Raw genomic sequence first — 19996 nt, 5'->3', positions numbered from 1 at the left:
AAATGTATATGTTAGAAACGGTTGAATACTGAAGAAAAACTGAACTATTTATTTAACGGGCTGCAGGCCCAACTTATTTTGTACAAACGAATCAATTGCTCTCTCTACTGCAGGAACATCGTGGGAAGTAAGATAACTGCCTATTACATGTGCCTCTGCCTGCGGAATCGCCACCGCCTCTTTTTTATCTGCCGGCGTACCCAATTGCTCATGCATCTGTAATATTGCAGACACTTTCACTGTCTTGTCCTGATGGTCGGCATCCCGGAAATAATACAAATTCAATACCGGCTGCCGGATCGTATGAAACAGGCCGGGATCCATTGTTGACTCAAGCAGATTTTCCAGTTCAACCACCGCTTCCAGCCGGTACCTACTATACCAGAATTTAGCTATTTCCGGATTCTCGGGTACTGACTGCCTGTAGTTGCCTTTGAAGATCAACCGGGCTATCTGCAGCCCCCAGGGATTATTCGCCAGGAAAGCCATATCGTCATTAATCGCAACATTTGGCGACATATTAATAACGGCATAGACGTCATTCGGATAAGTAGCGGCCAGTTTCAGGCCCAGTGTTCCGCCGGTCGAGCATGTAATCAGGATCACCTTTTCCCCTATCGCCTTGCCGATACTAAGCGCTTCCTTTGCATCTTCCCATAAGCCGGTAGCGGTCATCGTCAGCAATGGCTCCGAAGTATCCAGTCCGTGAGCATCCAGGCGGGACAAATACAGGTTACACCCATACTTCTTCGCAAAGTCCTGATGTACCGGGTCGCCCTCTTCCTGGCTGGCAGAAAATCCATGAAGATACACCACACTGTAAGGCGTTTTCCTTCGCAGTGAATCATTCCAGATAATACGGGCCTGGTTGTCGGGTTTTAGTTTGTGGGAGTGTTCTTTTGCACTGATATATGCTTCCAGTTGCAAAGGTTGCTGAGGTACCGAAGGTAGTATCGGATCGTAGCGGGGAGTGGCAGGTCGCGGACCAAGGTAATACACAATTACCAGGGCGGCAACCGCAATCAGGGATATTCGCAGCCAGCTGCTTTTCATGGGAAGTGAATTGTTTTAATCCCGAAGGCAGAAGACAGCTGGTTCCTGCCTCCGGGATTAAAAGCGTTATGACTGAATCGTTTTAGATCTGTTCGCTTTCACACGCTGCACTATACTCATTATAAACCCGATCACCATCACCAGTATACCTAACCACAACACATTAATGAAAGGGAATATAAATGCCTTCATCACAATATAGTCCTTAAATGTATCAGATTCCTTCACCTGCAGCACAATTTTTTTCTCTTTCGGCAGGATCTTGCTAAACTTCACATACAAAGACAAAGGAGACACCGTATCAGGTACCACCACTTCATAACTGTTGTCACGCAGTGAATATACCGGCAACAGGTTATATTGCTCGTTATTCTTGGTGAATACCTTCAGCTGTGCGCCTACTGCCAGGTCATTCGGCTGAGCGGCATAGTTACGGTTCTGCGGTTGTGGTTGCAGGCCCTCCAGGATCATGTAGCCATTTGCAAAGAACACAGAGTCGCCAGGCGCAATCTCATGAGATTTGTACTGCGCAGTATCGCTGGCTTCATCCTTGATCGGCACGGCGGTAATATAAGTGAAGATATCTTTCGTCAGATAATGCCTGGAATCCGGATTAGGCGTCAGCTGCTGCTGCCCCTTATTGCTCAGGAAGGCGTCAGGATGAAGGGTGAACTTCTCCAGAATATTGCCATTGGCAGGGTCACGACGTTCGTACCGTACCAGGTAGTAAGTCTTGGCATCGCCGGGCGCAACAGAGTCTCCCGCATAGGTAACATGGTAGTCTCCCATCTGCACCGGGAAGTTCTTCGGCAACATCAGGTTCTCCCTGGAGTTCTCTTTACTTTCTTTTCCGAAGAAACCACCATCCAGCATTTTCATCCTGTCGATAGAAATGACTTCCTTCTTCGCAGAAGAGATCAGGATGCCCAACAGCACCATACCGAAACCAACGTGCGCTACGGAAGCGCCAGCTGCTCTCAGCTTACCTTTCTGTCCTATAAATATATACATCGCATTACCAACCACTGCATATACGCTGGCGAACAGCATTACATAAATGGCATATTGAAGGCCCGGACCGTATGCCACATAGTTCACATCGCCAAAGATGCCAATAATAATAGTGATGACGAGGCTGATGATAGTAGGAATAGCGATCTTTTTGGTAAAGAAGCCTTTAGGCGTGTCTTTATACTTCAGATACTGCACGATAGCCGTGAGCAGACCGATCACAATCGCAATCCAGATCTGGATCTGATTGAAGTGCAGCGCGCCATCAGCCGGTGGCGCAATATCCTGTTCAAGACCAAATAATTTCTTGATACCCAATCCGTTGATGATCTTATTCCAAACCGGGATAGATGTCGTGAATGTAATCTGGATAGCTGATATCATCAGAATCAGGGCTCCGATGAATAACCAGAACTCGCGGGAGTAAGTGCTTTCTTCTTTTACCACTGTCGGGATTTCTTTCCTTCTGATAATCAGCAGGGCAAAAGATGGTATAGAGAATACCGCCATGAGTACCAGCAGCTGTCCACTCATACCCAGATCTGTAAAGGAGTGTACGGAAGTATCGCCGAGCACACCGCTACGCGTCAGGAAGGTAGAATACAGGATGAGTACAAAGGTGATAAAGAAGAAAAAGAAGGTAGATTTCAACGCATGACCAGAGAATTTGAAGGCCAGCAGCGTATGTACACCTGCGACCAGCGTCAGCCATGGAACGAGCGAGGCGTTCTCTACCGGGTCCCATGCCCAGTAACCGCCAAAGGTCAGTGACTCATAAGCCCAGGCAGCACCCATCATAATACCGGTACCGAGGATCATGGCTGAAAACAGAGACCATGGCAATGCAGGCTTGATCCATTCTTTATACTCACGGGTCCAGAGGCCTGCGAATGCATATGCAAAAGGAATAATGGTAGATGCAAATCCGAGGAACAGTACTGGCGGATGGATCACCATCCAGTAGTTCTGCAGGGACAGGTTCAGGCCATTACCATCCTTGATGAAATCGAGATAATTGGCGTTTGCCACCCATGGCAATCCCTGGTTTTCTTCTGCAAGGCGCAGTAACAGGAAAGGATTACTGCCGACACGGTATCCTAATATGTAGATACCGATCAGCATACTACCCAGGAACACCTGTGCGAGTGACAGCGTTGCCATCACTGGCGCTTCCCATTTCTTACCAACACGCAGCAGTAATAAACCGATCACACTGTGCCAGATAGACCAGAGGAGGAAACTACCCTCCTGGTCGGCCCAGAAGCTGGCCAGCAGGTAACTTACCGGCAGGTCGCGGGAAGAGTTGCGCCAAACATATTTATATTCAAAATAGTGATTGTATAAAGCGTAGTACAGGCTGCCAAAGGTAGAGAATACCGCAATTGCCTGAATAATGAATGCCCAGCGGGCTATTTTTTTCCAGGAGTCCTTTAATAAATCCTCTTTGGACTGTACAGACATGAAATAGCTTACTGAAGCTACCATGGCTGCTACGAATGCCAAAACCGCCGAAAAATGTCCTATCTGTCCGGGTAACAGATGTTCCCCTATGTATTTTGTATCCAAGACCTGGTATTATTGAAAGCCCGCAGACAGACAGTCTGCGGACGTAAATTGAATAATGATATCTGTATATGGAATATGGTAGTTAATATATTATGCCTTTCCTAATGCCACCTGATCGTTTTTGTATTTTGAAGGACACTTCATCAGTATTTTACTGCATTTGAACTCGCCGTCTGCCATTTTACCGGTCAGCACTACGCTTTCTGCCTTCTCGAAATCGGTTGGTTTAGTTCCGTAGAATACTACCGGTCTGGTTTCGCCGGTCTTATCGATAACATGGAAACGGAAAAGGTTGGCATCCTTTACAGGATTGTATTCCATTGTCTTAGTGGTGTCAAGTTTACCAATTACCTGAAATTCCTTTCCTTCTTTCTGTCTGGCCGTAGCGAATGTCTCATAAGTACTGAAATCACCTGCTACTGTGACAATTACACCAATAGCTACAGCAATCAATACCAGCAGGACAATGTTAGATTTCTTCATATCGCAAATAATTCGGATTCTTCCTTAATGCATTCCTTGATCAAAAAAGTGCAGAACTGCACAAGTCGTTATGGTCTTATACAGTCTTTGTCGTAAGCAAAATTACAGCAAAATGAACTTCAAGCGTCTTTTTTTACATAAAAGAAGACATGATCTTTATCATAAAAAAAACCAAAAACGGTGCAGCCCCTGCTGTGACATGGATCTTATGGTCGAAGCATCATAAATTACTATCTTTGCGCCGGAAAATCGTTTTGTATGAACGGTTTGTCGCCGGGACCGCCGCAGGGTGGCCTCTTTTTATCAAATTACATTATCATGGCGGATTTATCTCAATTTGATCCCAACTCAGTGAGCCTGTTGTCCAACAACATTTTCGGCCTGCCTACAACAGAAGAGGATGCAAAACTGGTATTAGTGCCTGTTCCCTGGGAAGTTACGGTTTCTTATACGCATGGCACTGCCAGAGGGCCAGAACAGATTTTTAAAGCCTCTCTGCAGGTAGACCTGTACGATTCAGATGTAAAAGACGGGTGGAAACACGGCTTTTTCATGCGGGATATTGACAAACAACTCCTGTTACGCAGCGATTACCTGCGTAAAGAAGCAGAACTATACCTGAAATTCCTGACTGAGGGTGGAGATGTCTGTGAAAATGAATTTCTTAAGAAGACGTTGGTGGATGTCAACACAGGAACTGTTGCAATGAATGACTGGGTATACCGTCAAACGTCAGACCTGCTTAATGCCGGTAAACTTGTCGGGCTGGTAGGTGGCGATCATAGTACGCCATTGGGCTTCTTCAAAGCGATCGGTGAGAAAAAAGGTGACTTTGGCATTCTCCAGATTGATGCGCACTGTGATCTCCGTAACGGATATGAAGGGTTTCAGTATTCGCATGCCTCTATTATGTATAATGCATTAAAAGAGGTGCCGCAACTGACACAGCTGGTGCAGATCGGTATCCGGGATTACTGTGAGGAAGAAGTAGACTACATTAATAATAGTAACGGGAAGGTGAAAACCTTCTTTGACAGAGATATTAAAACGCGCCTGTACGAGGGCGATACCTGGAAGCAGATCTGCGATGATATTATTGCTACCCTGCCGCAACAGGTATACATCAGCTTTGATATTGACGGTCTGGATCCGAAGCTTTGTCCGCGTACCGGCACGCCTGTACCAGGTGGCTTTGAAGCCGAGCAGCTATATTACCTATTCAGAAAAGTACTGGAAAGCGGCCGCCAGCTGATCGGGTTTGACCTGAATGAGGTAAGTACCTCGCATGATGAGTGGGATGCGAATGTGGGTGCCAGAGTACTGTTCAAGTTGTGCAATCTGATGGTGAAGGACCAGCATTAATAATCAGGTACCGGTAAGCAGATTAGCGGCGTTGTACGCCCTGAACATGTTCCTGGTACTGACATGATGATAGCCGTTTAAGACGTTAATAATTATATTACTGAATCAATGACTGATAATACGACACAATACAGGATCAGGATACTGCACCCGAACGCTATGACACGTCTTCGTCTGCAACCGGTGATGCACGGACTGGCGGGCATTCTGTTTTTAATGAATGGCATAGGTACATACAATAGTCCTTCACCCAACTGGGCCATGGCTATCTTTTTTATAGTACTGGGTCTGGGAAGCCTGGCATTTCCCTTTGTTATGCGGAGGTTCCGGAATATTCAGTCCGCCAACAGCATGGCCAGACTAATTCAGGCATTCGTGAGCCTGACAGGATGCCTCTTCTTCCTGAGTCACATGCAGCCGTTAATTGGTATACTGTTGTTCCTGACCGGTATTGCTTCTGCCTATATCGGATGGGCGGAGTACAAAATCTTCCAGCCTTGTTATGTGAAGATTGATATGATGGGTCTGGCGTTGCCGGGGACCTTTTCAGACCGTACCATTGGCTGGAACCAACTGAATAACGTAATTTTGCGGAATGACCTGCTTACAATAGACTTTAAAAACAATAAGGTATTGCAGCTGGAAGTACTTGACGAGAGAGGTGCGACGACAGTGGACGAGATGAATCATTTCTTCAAAAGCAGAATCTGATAACGCACCGGACATTATTACAAATTCAACAAGAAACTATCTGAACATTTGAAACAGTCTCCATACATCCTTTACTCTGACGGTAAAGGCAACATCTTTGAAGATACCTCCATGCTGACGACTGGCCGTAGCGGCTGGGATGCATGGCCGATCGAACCGGAAGAGTGGATAGAATTGCCGGAAGGTGGTTCTTTGTACGAACTACCCGGACGCAGGGGCATTGGCCTGGATGCGAAAACAGGCGAAATGGGTCTGTGTGATAAAGGATGGGCAGTAGCCGCCTTCATTCCGCCGGCGCATACCGGATTTTATCTGGCAGCGTATGAGACAATGCCAGATGCTCCTACCCTGCCGCTTTTCTGCTATACCGCAGTAGGCTGGCTGGATGGTAAATTTTACGTACCTGCTACCCGTATTGAACAGGACATCCGTCAGGAATGTGCGGGTTTTGATGACAAAAAAGTAAAACAAGGCGTCAATCAGTTGCTGGAAGCATATCCGCATAACAGGCTGGTGAAACACCTGGCTGATAACTGTGCACTGACTTATCATTGTCCGGCAGCCCGTAACTATTTCATGGGCCGCTGGGAATGTCCTATACCTTCTTCACCTGCCTGTAACGCCAACTGTATAGGCTGTATCTCGTTTCAGCCGGAAGAAGAAAGCATTGTATCAACACAGGACCGTCTGCGTTTCAAACCGACAGCAGAAGAGATTGTGGAATATACCGTGCCTCACCTGGAAACAGCGCCTTTCCCGATAGTAAGCTTCGGACAAGGATGTGAAGGTGAGCCATTGTTGATGTGGGAGACTATCCGTGACTCCATCATTGAGATCCGTAAGCATACCCCGAAAGGCAGTATCAACATCAATACAAATGGTAGTAAGCCGGATGCAGTGCGGGAACTGTGTAAGGCGGGTCTGAACAGTATCCGCGTGAGTACCAACTCTGCACAGGAAAGGTTTTATACACCGTACTACCGACCTAACAACTATAAATTTGAGGATATCATTGAGAGTCTGAAAGTAGTGCGTGAATTTGGAGGATGGACGTCCATCAACTACTTCACCTTCCCTGGTATGACTGACAGTGAGAGTGAATACGAAGCACTACGCCAGCTGATCAGGGATACCGATCTGCAGATGATTCAATGGAGGAACTTCAACATTGATCCTGACTGGTATCTGGGACGTCTGGGTATTACCGATGTGGGCGATTGTCTGGGCATTAAACAATTACAGGACCTGATACATGAAGAGTTCCCTCACCTGAAATATGGTTACTTCAATCCGCCAATGGAAAGGATTAAAGGAGACTATGAGAATGACTTCGCTCATTATTAGATGAGTGGTTTACTATAAAAGACTACGGCGCTTCAGATGATGAAGCGCCGTAGTCTTTTATAGTAAGTAATGTGGATCAATGTTTTATCACGACTTCTACTTCCTTGTTAGCAGCGATCTTTTTGTACAGGAGATAAAAACCTGCTCCTGGCAGGAGGCATAATGCGCCGGCACAGTACCACCAGGTAGAGAAGCCGTAGTGTTCAACCGTATATGCACCCAGCGTTGGAGCCAGGATACTGGAAATAGAGAATGCCATTGTATAGAGACCGGCGTATTGTCCGCGGTTGTGCTCACCGCTTCTCATCACAAAAAACGAGTTCATGAACGGGATACTCAGCATCTCTCCTGCGGTAACGAGCAGGATGAAAAAGAGTCCGGTAGCAGCAACGGGCGGCAGCAGGTTGAAGCTCAGATAGCCGAGACCAGCCAGTATAGTACCCCTTGTAACGAACTGCAGACTATGCAGCTTGCCTTCCAGTTTGAATACCAGCACCATTTCGATAAAGGCAACGAGTAGTCCGTTCAGTCCCATGAGCATACCGATATTGGCTTCTTTCATATGGGCGACCGACTTAAGGTATAAAGGTACCATGGTAGTCAGTTGCAGGAAGCCGGTAGTGAAGACAACAATCAGCAGTACAAAGATGAGGTAGATACTATCAGCGTACACACTGGCGTTATCAGTAGGCAGCGCTTTATCGGGGGTAGTTGTTTCTTTGTGCAGAACCTTTGCCGGCGGCAGGAGTATCCGCATGATGGTAACAGCAGTGATACAACTAAGGCCGTCTACCCAGAACAGCAGATGATAACTATATCCAGCAAGTATACCGCCCACCGCCGGACCAATAGACCAACCGAGGTTGGAGGCCAGCCTGTTGAGGGAATAGGAACGGGTACGATTTTCGACAGAACTATAATAGGCAGTGGCGGCAACGTTGGCAGGCCTGAAGGTATCGCCTACGCAGCTGAGCACAAATATGCAGATACAAAGTTGCGTCAGCGTATGCATCTGGCCAAGTACAAGGAAGATGAGTCCTTGAAGTAACAGGCTCCAGAACTGTACAGGGTAAAAGCCGATCTTGTCAGTCAGGCGTCCACCAATGAACGACCCGCATATAGCGCCCGCGCCAAAGCAGGCCATAACAATACCGGTTTGTTCTACGGAGAAATGGAGTTGCTGTGTGAGGTATACCGTCATAAACGGTATGACCATTGCGCCGCTACGATTGATTAACAAAACTACCGCTAACAACCAGGTGGATGAAGATAAGCCCGCGTAAGCTTTTTTATAGAGAGATAGGATCGGTGACATTGTGATGCTCTAAAGAAGGAACGAAGGTAAATAAAGAATCAGCAATAAGAAATGAGGATTTGAGATTCGGGTTCCTGTAGAGGCGGTTAGCAGTTGGGCCTGGGGTAGTCAGGGTATAGGATGGCTAGTACGCCGGGATCAGTGCAAGGTGGTCATAAAAAAGGGGATCAACAAGAAAAGATCAGGATAAAAATATTGACGCAGTAATCCGTCGAACAGCTGTACAGCAGCCACTTTGCGGGTGACGGGACACTGCAGGAAAGTTTTGTAAATTTGAGGTAATTATCAGTGGATAATCAGTTGCTGTTGTGGGGAGAAAGCAGCGTACTGAAGAAGAATTGTAGAGGTGAGGATACTGACATTATACACTTTAAAAAATATCGTTACTTTTGGGTATGCCGAGAAAAGAAGACAATACAGATAAGAACTTAAAAGCCGCAGGTGCCACCATTGCAGTTCACGCATTAGTGTTAGTCGTGCTGTTGCTGGCAGGGTTTTCAACGCCGCCGCCTTTACCTGACCAGGACCTTGGTATGGAAGTAAACCTGGGTACCTCTGATGAGGGTATGGGTGATGAGCAGCCGTTGAATCCTAATCCGCCGAGCAGCGGAGAGGCCAGTGCGTCTACTCCTCAGAACGAGCCTGTACCTTCGGCTGACAATGCTACCCAAGAAGACATTGCCACACAGGATGATGAGGAAGCGCCTGAGATAACCAAACCGGAGAAGCCGGTAGAGAAACCGAAGGAAAACAAGAACCTGGAGTCTCAGCCAACGAAGACACCTCCTAAAAAGAACTCTGATAATCCACCTGCACCGGTACCTCCTGCACCGAAGCCTAAGGCAGTATATGCAGGCGGTAGTTCCAGCAGTTCCAATAGTGGCAATAATGCTCAAAGTAGTAATAACTCAACCGGCGAGGGTAATACAGGTAAACCTGGCGACCGTGGGCAGATCAACGGTAATCCTAATGGAGGCGGCTATACCGGCGGTGGACTTGGAGGAGGCCGGTCAGATTTCCGGCTGAACGGACGTACATTACTGAGTAAACCATCCCTGACATATGATGGAGATGAATCCGGTTATATTGCTATCAATATCAAGGTGGACAGGCAGGGTAATGTGATTGCTACTTCTCATTCGCTAAAGGGGTCTACCCTTAATAACCCGCGATTAATAGAGATTGCCAGGAGGGCTGCTTCACAGTTGAAGTACAATGGTAACAATGATGCTCCGGAGGTACAATTCGCACTTATAAGATTTTATTTTAAAGTACAATAATATATTTGAATATATTTGCATGGGAAAAGATCCGTGGTCTTTTCCCATTTTCTTTTGTAGGGACCGCCAATAAAAGGCTAGATTTTTGCGTTATTGCGGAGAAACCGAACTGCCAACTAATCACTGCATATGCCATTTAAAGTTAAGCTGCTAAGACATCTACGACTGTTATTTATTACTATCTGTTTTTTTGGGTCTTATAAGGCCAAAGCACAATTTACCCTGGGGGGATATTCCAACAGCCATTACGCCGGCATTCATGGAGTACCTAACAACCCGGCAATGGCAGCGGGTACACATTACAAATGGGACGTTAATATTGCCGGCATCAATGCTGCTGCCGGTAACACATATATCCGTTTTCCACGGTCTATATTGCTGCATCCGCCAGATTCGCTGGAGGGAATGAGAAAGAACCGCGACTACTTCCTGGATACTGCCGGTACGGGCAGGCAGTTTGCCTGGGGCAATGTAGATGTGATGATGCCTTCAGTACTTTATTCTATTGATGAACTGAGCGCAGTTGCATTTACATGGAGAGTACGCGCTATGGCCAACGGAGGTAATATTACCTCTGACGTGGCTAATTTCTTTGCACAGGACTTCCCTAATCCCGCGTTTGCCAACAAACGTTATGATATGGAATGGGGTAACGGTAGCTTTCATTGGTGGAATGAGTTTGGACTTACCTATGCCCGTGTATTAAAAGATGATGGTAACACCGTATTCAAAGCAGGAGCTACCTTAAAGTTGTTGTCTGGCATAGGAGCAGGTTATGCGCAGGTAGAAGGCGCTTCGTTTGTGATGAACTCCAGAACCGCAGGAGAGATCAGCGATGGTACCCTGAAGATGGGTTATAGCGATGCACTGGCAAGATGGGATCGTCCTAACCTGAGCAACTATAAGGTATTCGGTAATATGGGCGTAGGCATGGACGTGGGTATTACCTACGAGTGGCGTGAAGCAATAGATGGTCTGACCGGTTATGATGACTCGCAATGGAATCCGGAGGCAGATGATTACAGATTAAGGATCGGCGTATCGATTACTGACCTTGGTAGCATCACCTATAAAAAGGATCCTAACAGCAAAGACCTGGATCTGCGTACAGAAAATGTAAATACCAGCGACCTGAGACTGCGTAACAACGAGGGCTGGCAACAATATTACCGTCGTATCAGCACATACTTCAATGAGCTGCCGACAGAAGAGAAGTTTCGTATGAACACGCCGGCGGCGTTGAACATTACAGCAGACTATAACATCGACGGACGCTTCTTTGTAAATGCAGGAGGACGTATGGCATTAAATGCAGGTAAGTTTGATCCGAGCAAGACATATGTGATATCCTACTTCCAGGTAACCCCTCGCTATGATGCGCGCTTTGTTGGCGGTTACCTGCCAATGAGCGTAAACCGTAATGGTCAGTTTGATGCAGGTGTTGGTCTGCGACTGGGACCATTGGTAATTGGTTCGACTACCATGTTATCCAATCTCTTCCAGAAGAACAAGAACCGCCTGGATGGCTTCCTTGCACTACGTATCATTCCGATCAAACGTGGAGCAGACAAGGTAGGTTGCCCTGGTACTAACTTCTAATGATTTTTACCCGCGAAATTTATACTAGTTAATTTACATTTGGGGTCCGGAACAAATATGACGTTTGTTCCGGCATACCAAATGTATATGAACTACCAGGAAACGGTTGATTACCTCTATCAGCAGCTACCCATGTTCACCCGGGTAGGCGCCAGCGCCTTAAAAAAGGACCTGCATAATACGCTCGAGCTTTGCAAACAGCTGGGCGATCCTCAGCACAAATTCAAATCTATTCATGTTGCCGGCACTAATGGAAAAGGGTCTACCAGTCATATGCTGGCAGCAATCTTCCAGCAGGCAGGCTATAAGACAGGGCTGTACACCTCCCCTCACCTGCTTGATTTCCGTGAGCGTATCCGGATCAATGGAGAAATGATTTCCAAAGAGTTTGTAGTAGCATTTATTGAACAGATGAAGCCTACTATCGAAAGTCTCGAGCCTTCCTTCTTTGAACTGACCGTCGCTATGGCATATCAGTATTTCGTGCTGGAGCAGGTGGATATTGCTATTATTGAAGTAGGGCTTGGCGGCAGGTTAGACAGTACCAATGTAATTACACCAGAACTCTCACTGATCACTAATATCAGTTATGACCACATGCATATCCTGGGCAATACCTTACCGGAAATTGCAGCAGAAAAAGCAGGGATTATTAAAGAGAATGTGCCGGTAGTCATTTCACAGACGCAGTCAGAGATTGAGTCTGTATTCATTGACAAAGCGGCATTTTTGGGTGCGCCGATTCATTTTGCAGACCAGGAATGGCTGTTACAGGAAACTGACTTTACCGCCGGACGCCTTTCACTGGGCATCCAGCACACACATAGCGGAGACATGACCAGGATCCATACCGACCTGACCGGCCAGTATCAGATGAAGAATATTATGGGCGTACTTTCGGCGGTGAAGATTCTGCAGCAGGCAGGCTGGGAGTTGCCAGAGCAGACAGTACTCACGGCATTGTCGCATGTAAAGAAGCTGACAGGGTTGCGCGGCAGGTGGGAGATCATTTCCCATGATCCGGTAACAATCTTTGACGTGGGACATAATGAGGCTGGCATTACAGAGATTGTACAGCAGCTGCAGCATATGGTATACAGGCATCTGCATATCGTCACAGGCTTTGTAAAAGATAAGGAAGTGGCGAAGGTACTACCGCTGTTTCCCGCCGCAGCAACCTACTATTTCTGTAAAGCACAATTGCCCCGTGCGATGGATCAGGAAGAGCTGGCGGAACTCGGTAAGCAACACGGCCTGAGAGGACATGCATATGCATCTGTGCAGCAGGCCTATCAGGCCGCAAGGCAACAGGCCCACAAGGAAGACGTTATACTGGTATGCGGAAGCTTCTTTGTTGTTGCAGAGGTCATGTAGCTGCTACCATCAGGAATTAAGGGTGTTGAAAATGTCAACGGCCCTCCTTCTGATCATTTGAATAATTACCTGTTCTTATCAGATATCTGAATAAAAAGAGGCTGCCCAATATATATTGAGGCAGCCTCTTTGTGTTATATTTTATGTAGCGGGCTACATTGGTTACAGGTTTTTGACCTTTTAGATAATTCTACCTACCTGGCCTGTTGTTGAGACAGTTCCTTCAGCTTTGGTAAAGCGTAGAAAAGACAGGTAGCATGCAGGCTTTGAAGTATCTCATTGTTAAGCAGCAGCTTTTCGACTTCTGCAAGATCCATAAGTATTACTTCTAATTCTTCAGTTTCATCGAGATCCTGTTCCTGTACCTTTTTGCCGCCAACAGCCAGGAACATATGCGTCAGGTTATTGCTGGAAGCCGGATTGGGTGCTACAGCTCCCAAGGGAATCAGCTGCTCAAAGTCATAGCCTGTTTCTTCTAATAATTCACGACGCATGGCAAATTCAGGGGATGGATCTGTATCATCCATAGTACCTCCGGGTATTTCCAGTACAGTTCTTCCTATGCCCTGTCTGAACTGCCTGACCATGATCAGGCGTCCATCAGCAGTTACAGCCACGCAATTGACCCAGTCATTGTATTCAAGTACGTAATAGGCGTCAACAATTTTGCCCTGGGGTGTTTCACATTTATCACGACGGGCGGTCAGCCAGTTTGTTTTGATAAGGTATTCCGAGCTTAAAGTCTTCCACTCTAATGATGCCATAGTGCTGTATTTTGATTAGTGCCAGTTGTTCCGCTCTTTCAGTTTTTCTACGTGAGCCAGGTGATGTTTACCATGCCAGGAGTAGGTAGCTGCCATTGTACGCAGTGAAATTGTCTTTTTGCTTTCAGGGTGTACAAAAGTACGTTCCCATTGCTCGTCAGTCAGGTTTTCCATCAGGTTTACCCAACGTGCATGGAGCGCATGTAGTAACGTCATTGAAACATTTACAGGCGTCTTGAACACATCTGGCAATTCCGCCCAGGCTGCCTCATCGTATGCCTTGATAGTGGGATTGTCTTCCGTCAGCGCCCACTTAAAACGGGTCAAAGCCTGCGTATGACTGTCTACCAGATGATGTACGACCTGGGCGACTGTCCACCCTCCTGGCCGGTATGGAGTGGCTAACTGTGCCTCGTCCAGACTCTGTACAACGATTTCTATCAATGAAGGCAGATACCGTATATCAGTAATATACCCTTTCAGTGAGTGAACGGAAATAGTAGCAGGTGCTTCAAATCGTCCGATGGGATACTTCAATTGCTCCAGGTCCATGTCCATAGTGTCTGTTATGTTGAAGAGTTAAGAATTATAATTAGTCTTCACGCAACCCCTTCCCTGTCATGTGTATGAACACATCTTCCAGATTGGCCTTCTTTACTTCCTTTTTACGCTCGAATCCACCCGCCACCAGTTGGTCGATCAATGTATCTGGTGATTCCAGCGCAATGATGCGGCCACTATCAACGATAGCACAGCGATCACAGAGAAATTCAGCTTCGTCCATGTAGTGCGTAGTAATAACGACGGTCGTACCCTGGGAACGGACTTCCTGAATCAGGTCCCAGAGGTTGCGTCTTGCCTGAGGATCCAATCCTGTAGTTGGCTCGTCAAGGAATATAATCTTGGGCTTGTTGATCAGTGTAGTAGCGATGGAGAACCGCTGTTTTTGTCCACCGGAGAGCTCTTTATATTTTGCCTTCGCTTTATCCTCCAGGTTAAATGCGGCCAGCAGCTCCTTCGGATCTGCAGTCTGGTTATACAATCCGCAGAACAGGTCTATCAATTCAGTCAGGTTGAGACCAGGGTAGTAACCAGAGCTTTGTAATTGTACGCCTATCAGCTTCTTAATTGACTCGGGATCCTTATCGAGGTCAAATCCATCAACTATTACAGTGCCGGAGGTTTTTTCCCTCAGGGTTTCAATAATCTCTAAAGTGGTAGATTTACCGGCACCATTGGGACCTAATAAACCGAAGATCTCATTCTCGTACACATCGAAACTGATACCTTTAACTGCTGTAAAATCCCCGTATTTCTTAACGAGGTCTTTTACTTGGATAATCTTCCTCTTTTCCATAAAGCACAATATTACGGGAGAAATTAGGAATTAGGAATTAGAATTAGGAATTGAAGGGGAAAAGTGGGGGAAATTGCAGGATGAAGGGCAATAAAGGGCCGCCGTAGCAGTATCAGATTGATGGTGAGGAAGAAGTTAAAGTTGTTCTCGGCTCTATGAGGGGGCCTTTTAGGACGGGACAATTACGGATTGAGCCGATTGGCTCAACCAGAAGAAGGATATGGTTATTGGAATTGGAGACTTTTATTGGGTAAATAGTCAGTAAATGGTGCAAAATGTATTAATAGGGTATACTTATGGTTGCGCGATGTCAGCTTTAGGAGGAAAGATAAGGGCGTAACACCCTTCGAGGGCAGGTTCGGACCCAGGGACGGTTGTAATAGTATGTTCAATTGAGCTATTTTGGATTAACCAGTGCGTTAATGGTGCAAGTCCATGGGTGTATGGTGTCAGGGTTAAGAAGCAAAATGTACTAATAGGGTATACTTATGGTTGCGCGGTGTCAGCTTTAGGAGAAAAGATAAGGGTTAACACCCTTCGAGGGCAGGTTCGGACCCAGGGACGGTTGTAATAGTATGTTCATTGAGCTATTTGGATTAACCAATGCGTTAATGGTGCAAGTCCATGGGTGTATGGTGTCAAGGTTAAGAAGTGACCATGGGACATGGAAGGGTAAGCGTTAGCGTCATTGGGAGGCAGGTTCCTGCTCAGGATTCATTAAATAGTATATTCTAATTAAGATTGTTTCAGGTTAACCAGTGCGTTAATAGCGCAAGTCCATGAGTGTACGGTGTCAGCTTTAAGAAGTGCCCATTGGACATGGAAGGATCATTTTAGAACAGGTTCTGGCCAAGGAATGGCTGTTTAGTATGTTCAATTGATGCTATTTGGGATTAACCAGTGCGTTAATGGTACTAGTCCATGGGTGTATAGTATCAGCTTTAAAAAATGGCCATTGGACATGAAAGGATCATTTTAGAACAGGTTCTGGCTAAGGAATGGCTGTTTAGTATGTTCAATTGATGCTATTTGGGATTAACCAGTGCGTTAATGGTGCAAGTCCATGGGTGTATGGTGTCAACTTTAAGAAATGCCCATTGGACATGGAAGGACCATTTTAGAACAGGTTCTGGCCAAGGAATGGCTGTTTAGTGTATGGTGGGTGTCTAGGCTTATAGCTGTACGATGTTAGCTTTAAAAAGAGATCATTAGACATTGAATGGTAAGCGTTTGCTTCATTTAAGAGCAAATTCTAGCTCGGAGCAATATTAGCAACTCCGGTGCAATAGAAATAGAAGAACATAACTAAAGGCAAATTAGGTTAAAGGATGGAGCAGGCACAAATACTACGGGGTGTCTTCCGTTGGAAAACACCCCGTTATAAACTGGAAACTAATCGTTTAGTAGAAAACCAAGTAGCTTTCTAATCCCGATTACTTATTACTTTTTCACGAAAAACTGCGTGAAATAAATGATTTTACCTTTCTGGGCGGTTCCTATACCTATCAGATTGTAGTTGCCTAACATATTCTTGCGGTGTCCCGGGCTTTTGATCCAACCATCTACAACACCTTTCGCATCAAGGTTACCGTAAGCTACATTTTCAGCGACACCGGAAATACCTTTGAATTTAAGGGTAGCAGCATCATTACGGATTTCAAACTGATCGTGACCAAAGGCTACTTTACCAGTAGCCATGTTATTGCTGTGTTTCTGGGCCAGTTCAGAACAAAAGGATTCCAGTTTGAGAGGCGGAAGGCCTTTTGAGGCCCTGAACTCGTTAGTATAATAGAGAATGTCCTTAATCAATTTGGCATTTCCATCACCTCTTGGAGCTTCACTCACAGAGGTTGGTTTGTTAACTGATGTAGCAGACCCTTTTACTGGTGCAGCAGATCTGGAACAGGAAAATACGAATAGATGGAATGTCAGAAAAAAAGCAAATACGGCGAATGAGAGCTTGCGGTTCATAGTGTGTATGGTAATAGATAATAAATAATCAACATTAGACAAAGATAACTAGTGCAGGTTTAGCAATAGTTATACCAAAAGCTCATATTTGTCTTTTTTACTAACTATTTACTATTCGCTGCCAGACATCCATCATGTTTTTGGACCCTAAAAACACGGGTATCCGCTGATGTAATTTAGATGGCTTCAGTTCAAGCAGTCTTTGTCTGCCGGTAGCCATAGCCATCCCACCGGCTTTCTCCATGATAAAAGACATCGGATTGCACTCATAACATAAACGTAAACGTCCGCCAGCATATTTTCCAAACGCTGGGTACATAAATATTCCCCCTTGAATCAATGTGCGGTGTACCTCTGCCACCATACAACCTACAAAACGGTGGCGATAGATCTTACCGTGGTCGTCTTTCGCCAGGAAGTAGTCAATTGCATTACGGATCTTGTCTTCATACAGGTGATAGTAACCTATATTCACTGAAAAGATGTCACTTTCGGGAGGACATTTCAGGTTAGGATGTGACAGGCAGAACTCCCCAATAGAAGGATCAAGCGTAAAACCTTGTACACTTCGACGGGTTGCATAAACGAGCATGGTAGATGAACCATAGATGATATAACCGGCTGCTATCTGCACATAACCTGGCTGAAGGAAGTCTTCCAGCTCACATACGGTGCCAGTGGGAGTCAACCTGCGATATACAGAAAAGATAGTACCGATGGATACATTGACGTCGATATTACCTGAACCATCCAGCGGGTCGAGCAACACGACATATTTGGAGTTTTTGGAGTGCTCATCATCAAAAGCAATAAAGTTCTCCTCCTCTTCGGAAGCTACGCCACAGCAATAGATGCTGCTTCTGAGAGAACTAATGAACTGATCGTTAGCAAATTCGTCCAGCTTTTTGACCTTCTCCCCCTGTACATTGACTTTGCCTGCTTCACCAAGGATATCTGCAATGCCGGCTTTGTTCACTTCGACATTAACACGTTTAGCCGCAAGTCCTATATCACGCAGTAAACCAGACAACTGTCCTGTAGCGCCGGGGTAATTCCTTAACTCCTGGATTGTAAATTCATCCAGCGTCATAACTTTTCTGTTCATATATAATGGATTAGTTTTTTCATAACTCGAGCCGTCTCTGGCATTCTCTACGCGTCAGCTAATTTACCGAAAACAGTCTATTTTAATGAAACTGTCATTTTAGAGGAAAGAAATTTTAAAACAAATTCAAAGTTGTCTTACTTTGTCGCGTAATTTTTTCACGGAAGATTAAGCATATATGAAGGTTTTCAAATTTGGAGGTGCAAGTTTAGAAAGCGTTGAACGTATTCAACAGGCAGCTACTATCGTACAGTCATTCCCCGATCAGCAGATATTGATTGTTATATCGGCGATGGGTAAAACGACGAATGAACTGGAGAAGGTAGCCCAGAACTTCTATCTGCATAAGCGTGAAATAGCGTCCCAGTTACTGCATAATATTGAGGAGCAGCACCTTGAAGTGGCGGATAAACTACTGGGTACCCGTGAAAATCCGGTATTTGAGCAATTACAGCATTTCTTTACTGAAGCTGAATGGACCCTTGGTGAAGACCCGGGTCGTGCATTTGATTACTACTATGACCAGCTGGTAAGTCTCGGAGAATTGCTCAGTACTGCCATTGTAAGTGCATACTTCAATCTGGCGGGGGTTAACAATACCTGGCTCGATGTACGGGATGTATTCCGTACAGATGATACCTTCCGGGATGCAAATATCAACTGGGAAATTACTGGCCAGCAGGTACAGGATAAGGTTGTCCCATTGTTCAAAAAGACAAATATTGTAATTACACAGGGTTTTATCGGTAGCACTGATCAAAATGAAAGCGTAACCCTGGGTCGTGAAGGCAGTGATTACTCAGCTGCTGTATTTGCCAATCTGTTGAATGCAGATAGCCAGACGATCTGGAAAGATGTTGAAGGGCTAAAGAATGCAGACCCGAAACTATTCCCTAATACTATTAATATTCCGGAGATAAGTTATAGTGAGGTGATCGAAATGGCTTACTATGGAGCCCAGGTCATCCATCCGAAGACAATTAAGCCCTTACAGAACAAGCAAATCCCGTTGTATGTCAAAAGTTTCCTGAACAAGGATCTGCCAGGTACGGTTATTAAGGAAGAAACCGAGACCAAACAGTTACCGCCCATCATTGTACTCAAGAAAAATCAGGTATTGCTGACTATTACTTCGCGCAACTTCGACTTCATCACAGAAGATCGGATCAGCGATGTTTATGAGCGCTTCCACCAGCTGAAAATCAAGATAAATTTGATGCAAAATGCAGCAATTAGTTTCTCCTGCTGTATTGATAATAACCCTGAAAAGATAGAACAGCTGATGAAAGAGTTGAACGATGATTTTAAAATCTCATATAACGAAGGTTTGGAATTACTAACCGTGCGTTATAATCAGGACGGAATGTTAGAGGAATTAAGCAAAGACAGGACAGTCTTGTTGGAACAACGGTCACTCATCACAATTCAGCGTGTACTGAAATAAATTTTCCTACCTTTTTGCAACCTTTCGATTGTAGCATCGTCTTTATTTAAACAACCTGCATGAAAAAGGTATCCATATTTATCATTATAACCCTGGGTATCCTTGCCATTATTGCACTGGAGGGCAGGGCTTTACGTCAACTGCGAACGGAACATGCGGGCACAGGCCCTGAGATGCTCCCATTTTACCTGCTCTGTATAGGATCTCAGTGGGTAACCCCAGCAGCGACTCAGCCTTCTCCTCACTCTGAGATTTAG

The 19996-nt window shown here is 45.6% G+C and carries 17 protein-coding genes; 8 read left to right on the top strand and 9 right to left on the bottom strand.

All coding sequences use genetic code 11. The features are described from left to right. Nucleotides 1-48 precede the first annotated feature (48 nt). The 3 genes from K1Y79_RS25410 to K1Y79_RS25400 all read right to left on the bottom strand — a co-directional run bounded on the left by K1Y79_RS25410 (nt 49) and on the right by K1Y79_RS25400 (nt 4113). A complete protein-coding gene (locus tag K1Y79_RS25410; protein WP_220253026.1) occupies nt 49-1053 on the bottom strand; it encodes an alpha/beta hydrolase in 1005 nt (334 codons plus the stop codon). A 66-nt stretch (nt 1054-1119) separates the two neighbouring features. Continuing rightward, on the bottom strand, nt 1120-3630 hold the full coding sequence (gene ccsA, locus K1Y79_RS25405; protein WP_236059840.1) for a cytochrome c biogenesis protein CcsA: 2511 nt from the start codon (nt 3628-3630) through the stop codon (nt 1120-1122). A 90-nt stretch (nt 3631-3720) separates the two neighbouring features. Then, a complete protein-coding gene (locus K1Y79_RS25400; RefSeq protein WP_220253025.1) occupies nt 3721-4113 on the bottom strand; it encodes a cytochrome c maturation protein CcmE domain-containing protein in 393 nt (130 codons plus the stop codon). A 318-nt stretch (nt 4114-4431) separates the two neighbouring features. Between K1Y79_RS25400 and K1Y79_RS25395 the strand changes: the two genes are divergently transcribed. The 3 genes from K1Y79_RS25395 (at nt 4432) to K1Y79_RS25385 (ending at nt 7530) form a co-directional block, all read left to right on the top strand. Further along, on the top strand, nt 4432-5475 hold the full coding sequence (locus K1Y79_RS25395; RefSeq protein ID WP_236059839.1) for an agmatinase family protein: 1044 nt from the start codon (nt 4432-4434) through the stop codon (nt 5473-5475). 108 nt (nt 5476-5583) lie between these two features. Then, nucleotides 5584-6186 carry a hypothetical protein gene (locus tag K1Y79_RS25390; RefSeq protein WP_220253023.1) on the top strand — a complete coding sequence of 201 codons (603 nt, stop codon included), beginning with the start codon at nt 5584-5586 and terminating at the stop codon, nt 6184-6186. Nucleotides 6187-6234: 48 nt separating this feature from the next. Beyond that, nucleotides 6235-7530: a radical SAM protein gene (locus K1Y79_RS25385; protein WP_220253022.1), complete on the top strand. Its 1296-nt coding sequence runs from the start codon at nt 6235-6237 to the stop codon at nt 7528-7530. 76 nt (nt 7531-7606) lie between these two features. Here the strand turns inward: K1Y79_RS25385 and K1Y79_RS25380 are convergent, their stop codons facing one another. Beyond that, complete coding sequence (locus K1Y79_RS25380; RefSeq protein WP_220253021.1) at nt 7607-8845, bottom strand: MFS transporter; 1239 nt, start codon at nt 8843-8845, stop codon at nt 7607-7609. Between the two features lie 395 nt (nt 8846-9240). Between K1Y79_RS25380 and K1Y79_RS25375 the strand changes: the two genes are divergently transcribed. The 3 genes from K1Y79_RS25375 (at nt 9241) to K1Y79_RS25365 (ending at nt 13098) form a co-directional block, all read left to right on the top strand. Beyond that, nucleotides 9241-10125 (top strand): hypothetical protein, encoded by an 885-nt coding sequence (locus K1Y79_RS25375; protein WP_220253020.1) that lies wholly within the window; start codon nt 9241-9243, stop codon nt 10123-10125. Nucleotides 10126-10254: 129 nt separating this feature from the next. After that, the gene (locus K1Y79_RS25370; RefSeq protein ID WP_220253019.1) at nt 10255-11724 is read left to right on the top strand and encodes a DUF5723 family protein; all 1470 of its coding nucleotides are present in this window, start codon (nt 10255-10257) and stop codon (nt 11722-11724) included. Nucleotides 11725-11811: 87 nt separating this feature from the next. Next, a complete protein-coding gene (locus tag K1Y79_RS25365) occupies nt 11812-13098 on the top strand; it encodes a bifunctional folylpolyglutamate synthase/dihydrofolate synthase (protein WP_220253018.1) in 1287 nt (428 codons plus the stop codon). Between the two features lie 194 nt (nt 13099-13292). Here the strand turns inward: K1Y79_RS25365 and K1Y79_RS25360 are convergent, their stop codons facing one another. The 5 genes from K1Y79_RS25360 to fbp all read right to left on the bottom strand — a co-directional run bounded on the left by K1Y79_RS25360 (nt 13293) and on the right by fbp (nt 18295). Next, nucleotides 13293-13862, bottom strand: a complete 570-nt coding sequence (locus tag K1Y79_RS25360) for an NUDIX hydrolase (RefSeq protein ID WP_220253017.1) — start codon at nt 13860-13862, stop codon at nt 13293-13295. A 15-nt stretch (nt 13863-13877) separates the two neighbouring features. Further along, a complete protein-coding gene (locus tag K1Y79_RS25355) occupies nt 13878-14420 on the bottom strand; it encodes a YfiT family bacillithiol transferase (RefSeq protein WP_220253016.1) in 543 nt (180 codons plus the stop codon). Between the two features lie 34 nt (nt 14421-14454). Continuing rightward, nucleotides 14455-15219, bottom strand: a complete 765-nt coding sequence (locus K1Y79_RS25350; protein ID WP_220253015.1) for an ABC transporter ATP-binding protein — start codon at nt 15217-15219, stop codon at nt 14455-14457. A 1440-nt stretch (nt 15220-16659) separates the two neighbouring features. Then, nucleotides 16660-17190, bottom strand: coding sequence for a CAP domain-containing protein (locus tag K1Y79_RS25345; RefSeq protein ID WP_220253014.1), 531 nt, complete (start codon nt 17188-17190; stop codon nt 16660-16662). Nucleotides 17191-17290: 100 nt separating this feature from the next. Beyond that, nucleotides 17291-18295: a class 1 fructose-bisphosphatase gene (gene fbp, locus K1Y79_RS25340; RefSeq protein ID WP_220253013.1), complete on the bottom strand. Its 1005-nt coding sequence runs from the start codon at nt 18293-18295 to the stop codon at nt 17291-17293. 178 nt (nt 18296-18473) lie between these two features. Here fbp and K1Y79_RS25335 point away from each other — a divergent pair, with 178 nt between their 5' ends. Together K1Y79_RS25335 and K1Y79_RS25330 are read left to right on the top strand one after the other, a co-directional pair. Further along, complete coding sequence (locus K1Y79_RS25335; RefSeq protein WP_220253012.1) at nt 18474-19739, top strand: aspartate kinase; 1266 nt, start codon at nt 18474-18476, stop codon at nt 19737-19739. A gap of 59 nt (nt 19740-19798) precedes the next feature. After that, the gene (locus tag K1Y79_RS25330) at nt 19799-19996 is read left to right on the top strand and encodes a hypothetical protein (protein WP_220253011.1); all 198 of its coding nucleotides are present in this window, start codon (nt 19799-19801) and stop codon (nt 19994-19996) included.

The organism is Chitinophaga rhizophila (genome assembly GCF_019492185.1).
Taxonomy (GTDB): domain Bacteria; phylum Bacteroidota; class Bacteroidia; order Chitinophagales; family Chitinophagaceae; genus Chitinophaga; species Chitinophaga rhizophila.
The sequence above is the reverse complement of the archived record's forward strand: the minus strand, read 5'-3'. Positions and strand labels throughout refer to the sequence as shown.

Bases quoted from the DNA above. Each gene is read 5' to 3' on its own strand.
- K1Y79_RS25410 (WP_220253026.1), bottom strand. From the start codon at position 1,053: ATGAAAAGCAGCTGGCTGCGAATATCCCTGATTGCGGTTGCCGCCCTG.
- K1Y79_RS25400 (WP_220253025.1), bottom strand. From the start codon at position 4,113: ATGAAGAAATCTAACATTGTCCTGCTGGTATTGATTGCTGTAGCTATT.
- K1Y79_RS25395 (WP_236059839.1), top strand. From the start codon at position 4,432: ATGGCGGATTTATCTCAATTTGATCCCAACTCAGTGAGCCTGTTGTCC.
- K1Y79_RS25390 (WP_220253023.1), top strand. From the start codon at position 5,584: ATGACTGATAATACGACACAATACAGGATCAGGATACTGCACCCGAAC.
- K1Y79_RS25380 (WP_220253021.1), bottom strand. From the start codon at position 8,845: ATGTCACCGATCCTATCTCTCTATAAAAAAGCTTACGCGGGCTTATCT.
- K1Y79_RS25375 (WP_220253020.1), top strand. From the start codon at position 9,241: ATGCCGAGAAAAGAAGACAATACAGATAAGAACTTAAAAGCCGCAGGT.
- K1Y79_RS25370 (WP_220253019.1), top strand. From the start codon at position 10,255: ATGCCATTTAAAGTTAAGCTGCTAAGACATCTACGACTGTTATTTATT.
- K1Y79_RS25365 (WP_220253018.1), top strand. From the start codon at position 11,812: ATGAACTACCAGGAAACGGTTGATTACCTCTATCAGCAGCTACCCATG.
- K1Y79_RS25360 (WP_220253017.1), bottom strand. From the start codon at position 13,862: ATGGCATCATTAGAGTGGAAGACTTTAAGCTCGGAATACCTTATCAAA.
- K1Y79_RS25355 (WP_220253016.1), bottom strand. From the start codon at position 14,420: ATGGACATGGACCTGGAGCAATTGAAGTATCCCATCGGACGATTTGAA.
- K1Y79_RS25350 (WP_220253015.1), bottom strand. From the start codon at position 15,219: ATGGAAAAGAGGAAGATTATCCAAGTAAAAGACCTCGTTAAGAAATAC.
- K1Y79_RS25345 (WP_220253014.1), bottom strand. From the start codon at position 17,190: ATGAACCGCAAGCTCTCATTCGCCGTATTTGCTTTTTTTCTGACATTC.
- fbp (WP_220253013.1), bottom strand. From the start codon at position 18,295: ATGAACAGAAAAGTTATGACGCTGGATGAATTTACAATCCAGGAGTTA.
- K1Y79_RS25335 (WP_220253012.1), top strand. From the start codon at position 18,474: ATGAAGGTTTTCAAATTTGGAGGTGCAAGTTTAGAAAGCGTTGAACGT.
- K1Y79_RS25330 (WP_220253011.1), top strand. From the start codon at position 19,799: ATGAAAAAGGTATCCATATTTATCATTATAACCCTGGGTATCCTTGCC.